Origin of the sequence: Microbacterium gubbeenense DSM 15944, from assembly GCF_000422745.1 — a bacterium.
Classification (GTDB): domain Bacteria; phylum Actinomycetota; class Actinomycetes; order Actinomycetales; family Microbacteriaceae; genus Microbacterium; species Microbacterium gubbeenense.
In genome coordinates this window covers 120,400-134,814 of the sequence record NZ_KE383914.1, presented here as the reverse complement: position 1 = coordinate 134,814, position 14,415 = coordinate 120,400, and the positions used below count along the sequence as shown (strand labels likewise).

General features: G+C 67.5%; 12 protein-coding genes and 2 pseudogenes. 8 read left to right on the top strand and 6 right to left on the bottom strand.

Translation table 11 applies throughout. The annotated features are described in order from the left end of the window. The first annotated feature begins 34 nt into the window (after positions 1–34). The 4 genes and pseudogenes from G510_RS0114010 to G510_RS18945 form a co-directional block, all read left to right on the top strand. A complete protein-coding gene (locus tag G510_RS0114010; RefSeq protein ID WP_036323579.1) occupies positions 35–313 on the top strand; it encodes a hypothetical protein in 279 nt (92 codons plus the stop codon). 9 nt (positions 314–322) lie between these two features. Then, positions 323–1,333 (top strand): winged helix DNA-binding domain-containing protein, encoded by a 1,011-nt coding sequence (locus G510_RS0114005; protein ID WP_029154115.1) that lies wholly within the window; start codon positions 323–325, stop codon positions 1,331–1,333. A gap of 79 nt (positions 1,334–1,412) precedes the next feature. Beyond that, positions 1,413–1,748 (top strand): annotated as a pseudogene (locus tag G510_RS19060) (LacI family DNA-binding transcriptional regulator); the annotation flags it as partial. 447 nt (positions 1,749–2,195) lie between these two features. Further along, positions 2,196–2,585, top strand: a pseudogene (locus tag G510_RS18945) (heterodisulfide reductase-related iron-sulfur binding cluster); the annotation flags it as partial. Between the two features lie 3 nt (positions 2,586–2,588). Here G510_RS18945 and G510_RS0113990 read toward each other — a convergent pair. The 5 genes from G510_RS0113990 to G510_RS0113970 form a co-directional block, all read right to left on the bottom strand. After that, entirely contained in the window at positions 2,589–3,869 is a 1,281-nt protein-coding gene (locus G510_RS0113990; protein ID WP_029154113.1) for an MFS transporter, read from the bottom strand. Between the two features lie 171 nt (positions 3,870–4,040). Next, entirely contained in the window at positions 4,041–6,605 is a 2,565-nt protein-coding gene (locus tag G510_RS0113985; RefSeq protein ID WP_036323575.1) for an alpha-L-rhamnosidase, read from the bottom strand. A gap of 23 nt (positions 6,606–6,628) precedes the next feature. Continuing rightward, positions 6,629–7,543: a carbohydrate ABC transporter permease gene (locus G510_RS0113980; RefSeq protein ID WP_245563375.1), complete on the bottom strand. Its 915-nt coding sequence runs from the start codon at positions 7,541–7,543 to the stop codon at positions 6,629–6,631. Beyond that, positions 7,540–8,433 carry a carbohydrate ABC transporter permease gene (locus G510_RS0113975; protein ID WP_029154110.1) on the bottom strand — a complete coding sequence of 298 codons (894 nt, stop codon included), beginning with the start codon at positions 8,431–8,433 and terminating at the stop codon, positions 7,540–7,542. The genes G510_RS0113980 and G510_RS0113975 overlap by 4 nt, the downstream gene beginning before the upstream one ends. Positions 8,434–8,488: 55 nt before the next feature. Next, positions 8,489–9,781, bottom strand: coding sequence for an ABC transporter substrate-binding protein (locus G510_RS0113970; protein ID WP_036323572.1), 1,293 nt, complete (start codon positions 9,779–9,781; stop codon positions 8,489–8,491). Positions 9,782–9,899: 118 nt separating this feature from the next. Here G510_RS0113970 and G510_RS0113965 point away from each other — a divergent pair, with 118 nt between their 5' ends. Next, the gene (locus G510_RS0113965) at positions 9,900–10,919 is read left to right on the top strand and encodes a LacI family DNA-binding transcriptional regulator (protein WP_245563373.1); all 1,020 of its coding nucleotides are present in this window, start codon (positions 9,900–9,902) and stop codon (positions 10,917–10,919) included. Between the two features lie 38 nt (positions 10,920–10,957). Here the strand turns inward: G510_RS0113965 and G510_RS0113960 are convergent, their stop codons facing one another. Beyond that, the gene (locus G510_RS0113960) at positions 10,958–12,223 is read right to left on the bottom strand and encodes an ROK family transcriptional regulator (RefSeq protein WP_029154107.1); all 1,266 of its coding nucleotides are present in this window, start codon (positions 12,221–12,223) and stop codon (positions 10,958–10,960) included. 117 nt (positions 12,224–12,340) lie between these two features. On the opposite strand from G510_RS0113960, the gene G510_RS0113955 reads away from it, so the two are divergent. From G510_RS0113955 to G510_RS0113945, 3 genes are read left to right on the top strand one after another with little or no spacing between them, the layout of a single operon-like run. Continuing rightward, a complete protein-coding gene (locus G510_RS0113955; protein WP_029154106.1) occupies positions 12,341–13,033 on the top strand; it encodes a ribulose-phosphate 3-epimerase in 693 nt (230 codons plus the stop codon). Then, positions 13,030–13,587: a 6-phospho-3-hexuloisomerase gene (gene hxlB, locus G510_RS0113950; protein ID WP_029154105.1), complete on the top strand. Its 558-nt coding sequence runs from the start codon at positions 13,030–13,032 to the stop codon at positions 13,585–13,587. Before G510_RS0113955 ends, hxlB begins: the two co-directional genes overlap by 4 nt. Positions 13,588–13,604: 17 nt before the next feature. Further along, the gene (locus G510_RS0113945; RefSeq protein ID WP_029154104.1) at positions 13,605–14,399 is read left to right on the top strand and encodes a sorbitol-6-phosphate dehydrogenase subunit; all 795 of its coding nucleotides are present in this window, start codon (positions 13,605–13,607) and stop codon (positions 14,397–14,399) included. Positions 14,400–14,415 lie beyond the last annotated feature (16 nt).

The following is a 14,415-nucleotide window of genomic DNA, read 5'->3' as shown; positions in this document are numbered from 1 at the left end:
GCCTCGACACGACCGGGGCGATACGCTCGGGTCCATGGACATCGCGATCAACGCTCTCGCGTTCAACGTCGCGATTCCCGAGCACCTGCGCTGGCGCGACGTGCGGCGCGGTGAGGAGTTCGAGCTGCAGTCGATCACGGTGCGCCTGCTGCCCGACGGATCCCTTGCCGCGAAGGCCTACGGGAAACCGGTGGCGGGCGGGCGAGGGGCGTACGTCTCGTTCGCGGTCCGTCGCAGCGACGAGATCGACGCGCTCATCTCGGACGCGGCCGATGCCGCATCGCGTCGCTGGGCGGAGCACCGCGGCCTGTAGCCTCGGCTCATGCGCTCCTTCACCGCGGTCGAAGCGCGCCGCGCGCGCTGGGCGAACCACTTGCTCGGCGGGTCCGGCCTCACCCCGACCGAGGTCGTCGACCGAGCGGTCGCCCTGCAGGGTCAGGACCTCCCGGCCGTACTACGAGCGATCGCGATGCGTTCTGCCCCCGGCACGACGGTCGACGATGTGCGCGCCGCCTTCGACCGCGGCGAGCTCGTGCGCTCCTGGCCGATGCGGGGCACATTGTTCGCTACGACGCCCGCGCACCTGACCAACCTGCTGTCGCTCACAGCGGAGCGGATCCATCGCTCCACCACGAAGCGCCGGGCTGAGCTCGGCCTCGACACCGCGACCATCAACAGGGCGCGCGAGGTCCTCGCACCGCACGGTGCGCTCACTCGAACGGAGGTGCTCGCGCTCTGGACCGAAGCCGGCCTCGCGCCGTCGGGCGGGCGCGGATACCACCTGATCTTCCACCATGCCGTCTCCGGGCTCTGGCATTGGGGTGTCTTTCGCGGCAAGGTGCAGTTGCTGACCTTCACCGATCGTGGGCGCGCCGTCGAGGATCCACTGCCCGAGATCGTGCGCCGCGTGGTCGCTTCGCGGGGGCCGATGACCGAAAGTGACATCGCGTGGTGGTTGAAACTGCCGAAGACGCAGGTGAGACCCGCACTCGACGGGCTGACCGAGGTGTCCGTAGAGGGCGCCCCCGCATGGGTTGCGGGGGAGATTCCGGATCCGGGCGATACGGGTGTGACGTTGGCTCCCGCGTTCGACGAATGGATCCTCGGCTACGAGAATCGCGATCTCACCGCGCCGCCGGCGATGATGCGCGCGCTCGTGCCGGGCAAGAACGGAGTGTTCCGGCCGCCCGTGCTCGTGGACGGCACGACCGTCGGCACCTGGCAGCAGCGCACGGCGAGCCGCCGCGAGCCGAGCTTCGAGCTCACCGAGAAGGTCAACGCCGCGACGCGGAAGCGCATCGAGGCGGCCGTCGCCGCCTGGCCCCACGAATAGATCAGCGACGCCGAGCACCGGACTCATCCCAGGATGCAGTTCGAGCCACAGGGTCAGCGCGTCGGGTGCCGTCTCGGTCATGGCGCGGCAGGCGCGGGCGACATCATCCGCGCGGACGGAGGATGATGACGGGAGAGAAGCCGCTATCGACGCTCGCCGAGATCGCGGATCCCGAGCATCTCGCCGCCCTCCGCGCGACGCTTCGATAAGCGTCGACCACGTACACCAACGGGGGCGCCCTTACGATGAGACTCGACCGGCTGAAGGAGACAGAATGCACCCCCGGACCCCGAACATCGGCGCCGTTGCGCGCGCGGCCGGGGTGTCGGTCGGGACCGTCTCGAATGCGCTGAACGCGCCGGATCGCCTCGCGCCCGAGACGCTCGACCGCGTGCTCGGCATCATCGATGAGCTCGGGTACATCCGCAGCTCGGCCGGTCGCACCCTGATCCGCAACGCGGCGGACGACTTCAGCCTCATCGTTCCGGACATCGACAACTCGCTGTTCGTCGACATTGCGCGGGGCGCTCAGCTCACGGCGGCCGAATCCGGTCAGCGCCTCGTGATGGCCAACAGCGGGTTCTCCTCGCGCGACCTCGTGACGGGCAGATCCGCCCATGACGCGCAGGACGACTTCCTCGGATACTTCGCCGAGGCCCGATCCGGCGGGGTGCTCGTGTGCGCGATGCGCGACCCCACGACCGGAATCGCGCGGATCAGGAACCACGTGCGCCCGATCGTCGTCGTCAACTTCGACGTGCCGGGCGCCGACTGGTGCACCGTGCTGATGGACAACGAGCAGGCCGGCCGGATCGCCGTCGAACACATCGCGGACCTCGGCATCGAGCACGCGGGCTTCGACGTGCGAGTAGACGACGCCGTGGCGTTCGCGGATCGCGTGCTGCTGCCGAAACTCGATCCGCAGGCGGTCGTCGACACGCTCGCACTGCACCCCACGTGCTCATCAACCCAACTCGGGCTCAACCCCGCGCTCGAGCGGATCGGCTCCGCCGTCGCGCGCCGCGCCGTCGTTCCGGACGCGTGGGGCTGCTGCGGCTTCGCCGGAGACCGCGGAATGCTCCATCCCGAACTGACAGAGTCTGCGACCGCCGCCGAAGCGGCAGAGGTGCGCGGCCTCGGCGCCGACGCTCACGCCTCCTGCAACCGCACGTGCGAGATCGGCATGACGCGGGCAACCGGCGAAGATTACCGCCATGTCCTCGAGCTGCTCGAGGAGGCCACCCGCGTCTGAGCCTCAGACCTCTGCGCCGTATCGCTCCCGCTCGATCTGCTCCAGGCTCTTGCCCTGGGTGTCCGGCGCCCAGACGGTGCCGACGATCAGCGACACCGCCAGGATCGCGATGAGAATTGCGCCGAGCGTCGGCAGGCCGAGTACGTCGAGCCAGATGGGGAATCCGAAGCTCAGCAGGCCGACCATGATGCGCGCCGCGAAGAACAGCAGGCCCTGCGCCGATGCGCGGTACTGGGTCGCAAAGAGCTCGGCGGTCCACAGCCCGTAGAACGCCTGCGCGCCGATGCCCGAGGCGAAGCCCCAGAGGATCGCGAAGCCCCACAGCGGCAACGGCCCGTCGGGAAGGTAGACGAGCACCACCCAGCCGGCGATGCCGAGCGCGGCGCCGATGAAGAACAGCAGGCGGCGCGACATGCGGTCACCGAGCCAGATGAACACGAACGTGCCGACGACCGTCATCGTCCAGAGGAAGGCCTGCAGGTAGTACTGCTGTGCCGAGTCCGTAAGACCCGAGGCGCGGTAGACGTTGGGCATGAACATGCCGGCCTGTCCGGCCACGGTGTTCCAGAACGCATAGACGCCGATGAGGAAGGCGATCGCCATCAGGTTCTGCTTGCGGCCGAGCAACGCCTTGAAGCCGCGGCCCGCGACCGCCTTCGCACCTTGCTTCGTGCGGATGGCCTGCGTGTCCTTCCAGTTCTTCGACTCCTCGAGGCCGCGCCGCACCCACCAGGTGATGAACGCGATCACGAACAGGTGCAGGAAGATGACGCGCGCACCGATGAGGCCCGCAGGCGCGAGGAACGCCGCGAGGAGGAATCCGATGGCCGGGCCGACCGACCAGGCGAGCTGGGCCGTGCCGACGTGCGCAGCACGGCGCTCACTCGGGGCTTCCTCGGCGATGTAGGTCCATGCAGCGGGTACGCCCGCGCCGACCGCGATGCCGGTGAGGATGAACGCGACCAGCAGCATCCACTGGTTCACCGCGAACGCCGCGATGAGAACACCGACCATATAGAGGATCAGGTCATAGGTGTAAATGAACTTGCGGCCGTATCGATCACTCAGAGGTCCGCCGATGATCGCACCGACCGCGGCGCCGAACGCGTTCGCGCTGAGGGCCGCGAGCAGCCCTTCGAAGGCGCTATCGAACCCGAATGCCTGCTGCCAGAAGATCATCGAGGTCGAGATCGCGATGATCGACCCCGACTCGATGTAGTTGGACATCGCGACGGCGATAGTGGCCTTCCACCCCGTCACCTTCTTCGCTCCGATGCGCGCCATTTGCTTTTTGCCTGCCTGAGTCTTCGTTGAACTTGTGGGCGCTTTGAAACGATTCATGCGCCGGATCGAGACCTTACATGATTCGCATGGAAGCGCCATTCAGGCAGTCGGGCCACGCAGAAACGCTGCCCCCCCGGTGGGCCGGGGGGGGCAGCGTTTTCAGCGACGCACTCAGGCGGTCGGGACGAACCGCTCGAGCGAGGATCCGGGAGGAAGCGCCTCGTCGTTCGCACCCGGCAGCCGGACGATCGCGTCGACGCCCGTCGGCGTCTCGAGCGCGTAGCGGATGCCGTCCGCCTCCCGCCGCCAGGATCCGGTGATCTCGCCGTACGGCGAGTCGAACGAGACCTCGGCGTGATCGAGACCGCCCCCCGGCTGCGGCGCCCAGAGCACGCGCTGATACCCGGGCGCGGCCGGCGAGAGCCCGCCGATCACCCGGTGCATCCAATCGGCGACCGACCCCAGCGCGTAGTGGTTGAACGACGTCATGTCGCCCGGGTTGACGGTGCCGTCCGGCATCATCGAGTCCCAGCGCTCCCAGATCGTCGTGCCGCCCATGCGCACCGTGTACAGCCAGGACGGGCACTCGGTCTCGAGCAGGAGGTCGTATGCGGTGTCGAGGTGTCCGGTGTCGGTCAGCGCGTCGGAGATCACCGGAGTGCCGGCGAAGCCGGTCGCGATGCGGTTGCCCGCCTCACGCACGAGCTCGGCGAGGCGATCGCCTGCCGCGGCGCGCTCGTCGGCCGAGAGCAGACCGAATCGGATCGCGAGCGCATAGGCCGCCTGCGCATCGCTGGCGAGGAGCCCACCCGGCAACACATACTCCGCACGGAATACATCGCGCGCCTCGCTGGCGATCCGCGTGTACCGGTCCGCCTCGAGCGTGCGTCCGACCGCGTGCGCGAACTCCGCCATTCGGCTCGTCGAGTACGAGAAGTAGGCCTGCGCGACGAGGAACCTGTCGGTGCGCCCAGCGGCCGGATCGTGCGGGGGCGCGGCCGGATCCAGCCAATCGCCCAGCTGGTGCCCGGAACGCCAGAGTCTGCTGGGCCCCGCCTCGCGGATCATCCGCTCGACCCAGGCCGTGGCGCTGTCGAACTGCGCCTCGAGCACGTGCTCGTCACCGAACCTCTCGTGCAGGGTCAGCGGCGTCAGCACAGCGACATCCCCCCAGACGGCACCGGTCCTGATCGGCGTCCAGGTGGGGCCGCCCGGGATCGTCGGGACGAACCACGGCACGGTGCCGTCGTCGAGCTGCTCGATCGCCACATCGGCGAGCCAGTTCTCGATGAACCCGGCGCTGTCGAAGAGGAATGAGGCGGTCGGAGCGAACACCTGGATGTCGCCCGTCCAGCCCAATCGCTCGTCGCGCTGCGGGCAGTCGGTGGGAATGCTCACGAAGTTGCCGCGCATGCCCCACACCACGTTCTCGTGCAGCCGGTCGAGCTCGGCATTCGAGCTGCGGAACTGGCCGGTGCGGCGCATGTCGCTGTGCATCACGCGCGCGACGACGTCGCTGTCCGCAAGCTCGGTGACGCCGTGCACGGTGGCGTATCGGAACCCGTGGAACGTGAAGCGGGGCTCCCACGTGCGGGGCCCGCGACCGTCGAGGGTCAGCACGTCGTGCGCCGCCGCGAGCCGCAGCGGGCGGACCCCGAGCTCGCCGTGCTCGAGCACCTCGGCATGGCGCAGTTCGACGCGATGCCCCTCGGGCCCGTCGACGGAGATGCGGAGACGGCCGACGAGATTCTGCCCGAAGTCGATCAGGTGACCGCCGTCGTCGAGCCGCGTGATCTGGGCGGGCGAAAGCTCCTCGGTGACGCGCACGGGCGGCAGCACGGGCGCGACGAGCGTGGCCGGATCTCTCTGGCCGATGGCCACGGGTGACCAATCGCCCGCGACCTCGCCCGGCGAAGACCACCCGGCGATCTCGGCGCGCGCGTCATACTGTTCGCCGTCGTACAGGCCCGACACGAGGATGGGGCTGGGCGCCGCCGTCCAGTCGCGGTCGGTCGCGACCGTGACGACGGATCCGTCCGTGAGAGTGACCTCGAGCTGCGCGATGAGCGACTGGTCGGTGCCGTACAGGTCGCGGTACCCGCCGTTGAAGCCGAGTCGCCCGCGGTACCAGCCGTCGCCGAGCCACGCGCCGATCGCGTTGTCGCCCGGCGTCAGGTGCTCGGTCACGTCGAACGTCCAGTACACGAGTCGCTCGTCGTACACGGTCCAGCCCGGGGTGAGCTCGTGGTCGCCGACTCGCTGGCCGTTGATCTCGACCTCGGCGAGCCCGTGCGCTGATACGTACAGGCGCGCGCTCGACACGTCACCGGTCAGGGAGAACTCGCGGCGCACGAGCGATGCGGGGCGCTCGGTGTCCGGCTCTTCATCCCATCCGGGTCCAACCGGCCGGGCGCTCCAGTCGTCGGCGCTGAGCAATCCCGCCTCGACCGTCGCGGACTCGCTCCACGCCGACCAGGTTCCGTCGGATCCGCGCACGCGCACCCTGACGTCCGCGCGCTCTCGCGATGCGAGCGGGGCGAAAGGCCAGGCGACGAGCACCTGATCGGCGCCCGATCGGCGCGCGGTCGTGACATCTGACCCGCGGGAGACTTCCGTTTCCCACTCGGCCTGGCGCCACCCCGGCGCGGCCTCGATCCGCCAGCTGAGCCGCGGCGCGCTGACGCCGATTCCCATCGCGTCGTCCGCCTGTTCGAAACGCAGCGCACTCACGCGCATTGTTGATCCTCTCTGCACGCCGGTCACCCCTTGACGGCGCCGGCCGTCAAGCCCTTCTGAATGCTCTGGTTGAGCACGAGGTAGATGGCCAGCAGCGCGAATACGTTGATGCTGACGGCCGCGAAGAGCGGTCCGTACTGGGTCGTGCCGAAGTCGCCGTTGAAGTTCAGGAGCGCGACCTGGAGCGTGCGGAGCTTGCCCGAGTTCGCGAAGGTCAGCGAGATGAGCAGGTCGTTCCAGAAGAAGAAGAACTGCACCAGCCCGACCGTGAACAGACCGTTGCGCATCATCGGCACGGCGATCGAGAAGAACTGCCGGTAGATGGATGCGCCATCGAGCGTGGCCGCCTCGAAGACCTCGCGGGGAATCGCTCGGAAGTAGGTCGCCATGAGGAACACGGTCAAGGGCATGCCGGTAGCGGTATATGTCAGGAACAGCGGCCAGAGCGAGCCCGTGAGGCCGGTCTGGAAGTACGCGCTGAAAAGCGGCAGCAGGATCATCTGGGCCGGCACCATGATGCCCGCGAGGAAGATCATGAGCACGGCGCCCCGCCCCTTCCAGACGAGCACCTCGAGTGCGAAAGCCGCGGCCGTGCCGAACAGCAGCATGCAGAACAGCGCGGGCACGACGGTCACCGTGCTGTTGAGCAGGGCAGAGCCGAGACCGGCGGTGTCCCATGCGGTGGCGTAGTTCTCGAAGCTCCATTCCTGCGGAAGCGCCCACGTCGGTTCCTCGAGGAACTCGCGCTGCGACTTGAAGGATCCGAGGAAGAGCCAGACGAGCGGGTAGCCGACGATAACGAGCAGCGCGGCGACCGCGATCCAGAGCGGAGCGCGGCGCAGGCGCACGCGGGCACGCTGACGGCGGCGCGGCACGCGGATCCGTTTGTCGCGCGATCCTGAGGTCGTCATCATGCGGGTGGACTGCGTCGTATTCATCGGGAGCCGTCCTTCGTCAGGTCACGCCGCGAGCCGCGGAAGACGAAGATCGTCACGATGAGACAGATGATCGTCAGCAGCATTGCAAGGGTGGATCCGTAGCCGTACTCGCCGTAGGTGAAGGCGTGGTCGAACACGGAGATCGTCAGGGGGCTGGTGCTCGTTCCGGGCCCGCCTGAGGTCAGCGCCATCACGCTGTCGAAGACCTTGAGCGTGCCGTTGATGGAGAAGATGACCGATGAGATCAGCACCGGGAGCGACAGCGGAATCACGATGTGGCGCACGAGCTTCCAGCCGCTCGCGCCGTCGATGCGCGCCGATTCGAGCACGTCCTCCGGAATGTCGACGAGGCCGGCGTACAGCAGCACGCCGTAGAAGCCCATCGAGCGCCAGATGTCCATGATTGCGATCACGACGAAGGCGCTGCCACCGTCGCCGAACCAGTCGACGGGCACACCGCCGAAGCCCGAGAGCATCGAGTTGACGACGCCCTCGGTCGGGGCGATCGAGAACAGCTGTTGGAACAGCAGCGCGACGGCGACCGTGGGCATCACGATCGGGAAGAACACGAGCGTGCGCACAACACCGGACGCTCGCTTCAGCCCGAACACGTACAGCAGCGACAGGAGGTAGCCGACGACAACCTGCCCGACTGTCACGACGAGCGCGTACTTGAGGGTGAACAGGAGCGCCTCGTGCGCCCTGGTATCGCCGATGAGGCGCACGAAGTTGTCGACGCCGACGAACTCGAAGCCGCTGATCGCGTTGCCCTCGAACACGGTGTAACCGAGCGACACCACGACGGGCACCAGCATGATCACCGAGTAGATGATGAGCGCAGGCGCGAGCAGCACGAACGCCGCTCGCCTGTCACCGAGAATGTTCTTCATCCGGGATATCTCCTCCAGCCGGTGTGGGCGGCGTGTCCCGCCGCCCACACGCGGATCAGATGTCGGCCTGAACCAGTTCCATGAACTCCTCAGCGGAGATGGATCCGGTCACGAGGGGGGCGGCGTTGCGCTGGCTGGTCGTCGTCGCCTCGGCCGAGAACAGCGCCTCGAACCAGAGCACGGTCGTCTCTGTCTCGGCAACCTGCTCCTGCACCATGCTGGTGAGCTCGGGAACGTCGGCGACCTCTTCGTTGAGCGTGAAACCGGACACGCGGTTCTCCTGCTCGAGGGCGGTCGAGCCGTAGTTCTCGACGATGCACTCGAGCCAGCCGGTCGTGTCGTCGTTCACGAGGTTCGCGTTCATCGTCAGCGGCAGGCCGACGTTGGCGGCGAGCTGCGAGCGGTCGCCCGCGCCGCCCTCGACGCCGGGGAACGGCATGAAGCCGACGTTCTCGACGCCGATCTGGTTCATCTCGGGGTCGTTCAGGCCGCTGAGGAACCAGCTGCCCATGTAGAACATCGCGGCGGATCCGTTGAGGAACTGGTTCTCGCTGGTCGCCATGTCGATCGAGCCGACGCCCTTGCCGAACCAGCCCTCGGCGCCGAGGTCGGCGATCGCCTGCGCGGCCGCGACGTACTCGGGATCGGTGAGCTCGGCCTCGCCGTCGGCCACCTTCTGCATCGCGTCGGGGCCGAGGTCGCGGAAGATGTAGCTCGAGATGAGGCGGGTGATGCGCCAGCCCTGCTCGCCGCTCGCGGAGAACGGCTGCACGCCCGCGGCGTTCAGCGTCTCGGCGGCCGTGACCATGTCATCGAACGTCTGCGGCTCGTCGATGCCGTTGTCGGCGAAGAGCTGTTTGTTGTACCAAATGCCCTCAACGTTGTATTCGAACGGCAGGGCGTTGAATCCGCCGTAGAGGCTCTCGATCGTCGAGACCGCGGCGGGCTCGATCTGGTCGGCGATGCCGAGGTCACCGAGGACCTTCTCGAAGTCGGCGACGTGGCCGGCCTCGGCGAGCTCGGCGGTCAGCGACGGAGCGTTGCCCGCGGAGAACAGCACCGGGAGGGCATCCTGGCCGGCCTGCAGCTGCAGCTGCTGGTCGAGGTTCGTCTGTGGGGTCGTCTCGATCTCGACCGGCATGGCCTCGGCCTGCTCCGAGCACGCGCCGGCGGCGAGGGTGTCGAGCACGGCGGGGACCTCGGCGTTCTCGACGTTGACGAGCACCGACAGCGAATCGGCGCTCGCAGCGCCGCCTCCGCCGCCCGAGCAGGCCATCAGCGCGAACGCCGATGTGCCGGCGACGGCGACCATTGCACCTCGCGTCAGGGTCTTGCGCGTGAGTCTCATGAATCCTCCTTGATTCGCGGTCCTACCCGGCCGCGTATGGTTTGAAGCGGTTCAACGCTAAGCTTGAAGCGATTCAATTGCAAGCGCGCACGCAAATCCGAGACAGAATGTGATGATCATGAAGCACTCGAACTCCGGCCGGCCGTCGATGAAGGACGTCGCGCAGCACGCCAGCGTGTCGATGGGGACGGTCTCGAACGTGCTGAACAACCCGTCGGTCGTCACCGACTCGACCCGCGAGCGCGTCGAGAACGCGATCAGCGAACTCGGCTTCGTGCGCAACGACGCGGCACGACGCCTCGCCGTCGGCCGGTCGCACACCGTCGGGTTCGTCGTCGTCGACCTGGGCAACTCCTTCTTCCTCGACATCACCCGCGGAATCGAGGCAGGCCTCGACGAGCAGTCCCGCCAACTCGTGCTCGCCAACAGCGACGTCGACTTCGACAAGCAGAACCAGCACCTGTCGCTGTTCGAGGAGTCGCAGCTGAGCGGGCTCATCCTCGCGCCGCTCGACGCGCCGCTCGATGCCGCGCTCGCCGTGCGCAGCCGCGGCACGCCCCTCGTGTTCGTCAACTGGCCCGGCGAGGGCGACTCCTGCGGCGTCGTGAACGACGACGAGTACGGCGGCTACATCGCCGCGCGCCACCTGATCGAGAACGGACGCAAGAAGCTCGTCTTCTCCGGCGGACCCTTCAGCCTCAGCGCCGTCGCCGCGCGACTGCGCGGGGCCGAGCGCGCGGTTGCGGAGACGCCCGGTGTAAACCTCGAGATCGTCGAGACCGAACGCATCACGATGCGCGGCGGGACGGAGCTGGGCGATGAGCTCGCAGCTCGCAGCGCGAGATCGCGACCCGATGGGCTGATCGCCGCGGCCGACGCGCTCGCGGCGGGAGCGATCCATGCCCTCCAGGTGCACGGCATCGACGTGCCGCGCGACATCGCGGTCATCGGCCACGACAACAACCACTTCGCGCACGACAACACCGTGCCCATCTCCTCCGTCGCCCAGCCCGGCCACGACATGGGGCTGACCGCGGCCGCTCTGCTGCTCGAGGAGATCCTCACACCGAACGAGCACACCCACCGCACCGTGACGATGCAGCCCTCGCTCGTCGTGCGGGAGAGCTCGGGGGCGTAGGGACAGAGCTCCTTGCAGTCACGCTCTCGGCGAAGCTCCTACGCCGCCGGCGCGACGCGAAGCTGCTTGATGTTCGTCGCGGCGAGCAAGTAGCGGCGTCCGATGAGGTAGGCGCCAGCGATGCCGACGTCGTCGCCCAGAGTGCTGTAGTCGATGACGAGATCCTTCGTCGCCAAGGCGCGTGCGCGCTCGTAAACGACGCTGCGGACACCGGCGAGGACGTCATGGCTCACTGAGGCCAGCGCGCTCGTGATGACGACGCGCCGCGGATTGAGCACGTTGCAGAGCGTCGCGACGACCTCGCCGAGCTTCTCGGCACCTTCCCGAACCACCTGCGTCACGTGCGGATCCCGGCCGCGCAGCAGGTGCGCGAGCAGATCCGATCCGCGCAGATCGGTATCGTGATCGGCGAGACCGGCCGCCTCCAAACGTTTCAGCATCGCCGGAACCGCGGCGGCGGCCTCCACACAACCGCGCGCGCCGCAGTTGCACAGAACGTCCTCAGCACCGGTGCACGGGATGTGCCCGACATCGCCGGCGGATCCGTTCGCCCCGCGGAAGATGTCGCCGTTTCCGTCGACGATGCCCGCTCCGATTCCGGTTCCCAGCTGTATCGCGATCAGCGGAAGCGAGTCCGGTCCGAGGTGTCCGGCCTCGCCGACCGCGCGCACACTGCAGTCGTCCTCCAACAGCGCGGGGCACCCGAGGAGCGTCTCCAGCATCTGCCCCATCGGGAAACCGTCCCACGATGGGATCACGGTCGGCCGCATCGGGGATCGGGTGCGCGAATCCACCCGCGCCGGAACGGCGATGGATGTGACGCATCTCGAGCGAGGCGGCGTGACGTGCCCCTCGTCGTGAGCCTCCGTGAATACCGCGTCGACGGTATCGGCGAGCGAGCGGAGCGCCCGGTCAGGGCCCTGCTCCGTCGCGAGCCGAACGCGGTGGCGCGCAAGGATCCGCCCCCGAAGGTCGACGAGCGCCACCGTCGTATTCACCACACCCATTTCGATCGCGATCACGGCCGCGATCTCGCCATTGAGCTCCACGTGGTCCGCAGGTCGGCCCCGGCGCAGCGGCCCCTTATCCGCAGCGCGCACAATCACGCCGCGATTCAACAGCCAATCGACATGCGTCGTCACCGTCGAACGCGGAAGGCGCGTGAGCCGGACGAGCTCGGCCTTGCTCGTGGACCCGTTATCCGCGATGCGTTTCGCCAGCGCGCTGAGTACGTCTTCAGTCAGGACTTGGGCGGTGGGCTCAGGGCCCGGCCAGGCCAACGTCGGCAGGTCAACGGTGCTCACGCTTCTAATTATGCTCCATTCCGTCATAAACCCGTCGTTGAACAACCTATTTGTGATTCGTAGTCTCGCTTATGCCTCGCGCGGTCGCGGGCATCCATCTGGGAGGAAAGGTCGTCAATGGCAGCAATCACTTACTCCGCATCGATCATGTGCGGAGACCTCGCGAACCTGCAACCGACGATCCAAGAGATCGAGCGAGTCGGCGTCGACGCCCTTCATGTCGATATCCTCGACGGCAAGTTCAGCCCCAGCATGCCGCTCGGGCTGGAGACGGTGCGCCGGGTGAGGGACGTCACCGACCTCACGATGGACGCCCACATCATGACGGTCGACAACGAGTTCTACGTGTCGGAGATGCTCGACCTGGGCGCAGAGAGCGTCACCTTCCATCTGGAGACCACGCTCCACGCGGACCGCCTCATCAATCTCGCGAAGAAGGCCGGCGCCCGCGTCGGCGTAGCGCTGAACCCCGCCACGTCGTTGTCGGTGCTGGAGTTCATCCTTCCGCGGGTCGACTCGGTGTGCCTGATGCTCATCAATCCTGGCTATGCGACCGACAAGTCGGAGAAGCAGGTGCCGTACGCGGTCGAAAAGGTCCGGCGGCTGCGCGCCCTCATCGACGCGCAGGACCTGAATGTGGACCTGCAGGTCGACGGGCGAGTGTCTCTCGAGGTCATTCCGGACCTGGTCCGCGCGGGCGCCACGAATCTCGTTCTCGGAAGCACGAGCCTGTTCGTCCCCGGCCGCTCGCTCGAGACGAACAAGGCCCTGCTCGACGAGGCCGTCGCGTCGGCGGGATCCAGCTCGTGAGCTACCTCGCCGCGCAGCGCATCGTCGCTGACGAGATCGCAAGCACTCTCGCCACCGTCGACGCGACCGCCGTCGACGAGCTCCTCGCCTCGATCCGGCGAGCCGACCGCGTGTTCTTCGTCGGCGTCGGCCGCGTGAAGCTCGCACTCGAGGCCATCGCGAAACGGCTGGCACACCTGGGAATCGACACCGTCATGGTCGGCCAGATCACGGAGCCCGCCATCACCGACGCCGACCTGCTCATCGTCGGTTCGGGCAGCGGCGAGAGCGCGATCCCGCTGGCGATCGCAGCGAAGGCACGATCATTCGGTTCGGCCGTCGCGCACATCGGATCCAACCCCGAGAGTTCGATGCGTCAGCACGCTTCCGTATTCGTACGGATCCCCGTACAGACGAAGCTCGCTCTGCCGGGAGAGGTGCCCTCGCAGCAACCGATGACGAGCCTGTTCGAGCAGTGTCTCCTGCTGCTCGGCGACTCCCTCGCACTCATGCTCATCGACGACATCGGCGCCGACCTGCACGGTCTGTGGCGGCACCACGCGAATCTCGAATAGGACGAAGGACAACAACTATGAGCAAATGGCTCGACCTGCACGACAAGATCATCATCGTCACCGGCGGCGCCTCCGGCATCGGCGCGGAGATCGCGAAGAACCTCACCGCGAACGGAGCAACCGTCATTGTCGGCGATCTGAACCCGACGCCCGAGGTGCTCTCCTACGCCGCGAAGGCCATCGCCGCTGACACCACCGACCGCGAGAGTGTGACGAACCTCGTCGCGGAGACCGTTGCGACCTTCGGGCGCGTGGACGGGCTCGTGAACAACGCGGGGGTGAACCGACCCCGCCTGCTCGTGGACCACTTCGGCCAGAACAGCGACTACGAAGCGACCGAAGCCGATTTCGACTTCATCACGAGCGTCAACCAGAAGGGGCCCTTCCTCTGCGCTCAGGCCGTCGTGCGGGAGTTCCTCAAGACCGGCGGCGGTGTCATCGTCAACATCTCGTCCGAGGCGGGCGTGGAGGGATCCGCCGGTCAGAGCCTGTACTCGGCAACCAAGGCAGCGCTGAACGGGTTCACGCGCTCCTGGGCGAAGGAGCTCGGTGGGCACGGCATTCGCGTCGTCGGAGTCGCCCCCGGCATCAACAAGCGCACGAACATGAACAACGACGCGAACTACGCGGCGCTGGCCTACACACGCGGGCTCGACCCGAACTACATCGACGACGACTACACCGGTTCCATCCCGCTCGGCCGCGTCGGCGAACACCAGGAGCTGGCGGACCTCGTCTCCTACCTGCTGTCCGACCACTCGACCTACATCACGGGCACCACCATCAACATCACGGGCGGCAAGTCCCGTTGACGGGACGGGCTGACCT

Bases quoted from the DNA above. Each gene is read 5' to 3' on its own strand.
- G510_RS0113980 (WP_245563375.1), bottom strand. From the start codon at position 7,543: ATGAATACGACGCAGTCCACCCGCATGATGACGACCTCAGGATCGCGC.
- G510_RS0114010 (WP_036323579.1), top strand. From the start codon at position 35: ATGGACATCGCGATCAACGCTCTCGCGTTCAACGTCGCGATTCCCGAG.
- G510_RS0113970 (WP_036323572.1), bottom strand. From the start codon at position 9,781: ATGAGACTCACGCGCAAGACCCTGACGCGAGGTGCAATGGTCGCCGTC.
- G510_RS0113990 (WP_029154113.1), bottom strand. From the start codon at position 3,869: ATGGCGCGCATCGGAGCGAAGAAGGTGACGGGGTGGAAGGCCACTATC.
- G510_RS0113965 (WP_245563373.1), top strand. From the start codon at position 9,900: ATGAAGCACTCGAACTCCGGCCGGCCGTCGATGAAGGACGTCGCGCAG.
- G510_RS0113945 (WP_029154104.1), top strand. From the start codon at position 13,605: ATGAGCAAATGGCTCGACCTGCACGACAAGATCATCATCGTCACCGGC.
- G510_RS0113975 (WP_029154110.1), bottom strand. From the start codon at position 8,433: ATGAAGAACATTCTCGGTGACAGGCGAGCGGCGTTCGTGCTGCTCGCG.
- G510_RS0114005 (WP_029154115.1), top strand. From the start codon at position 323: ATGCGCTCCTTCACCGCGGTCGAAGCGCGCCGCGCGCGCTGGGCGAAC.
- G510_RS0113985 (WP_036323575.1), bottom strand. From the start codon at position 6,605: ATGCGCGTGAGTGCGCTGCGTTTCGAACAGGCGGACGACGCGATGGGA.
- G510_RS0113955 (WP_029154106.1), top strand. From the start codon at position 12,341: ATGGCAGCAATCACTTACTCCGCATCGATCATGTGCGGAGACCTCGCG.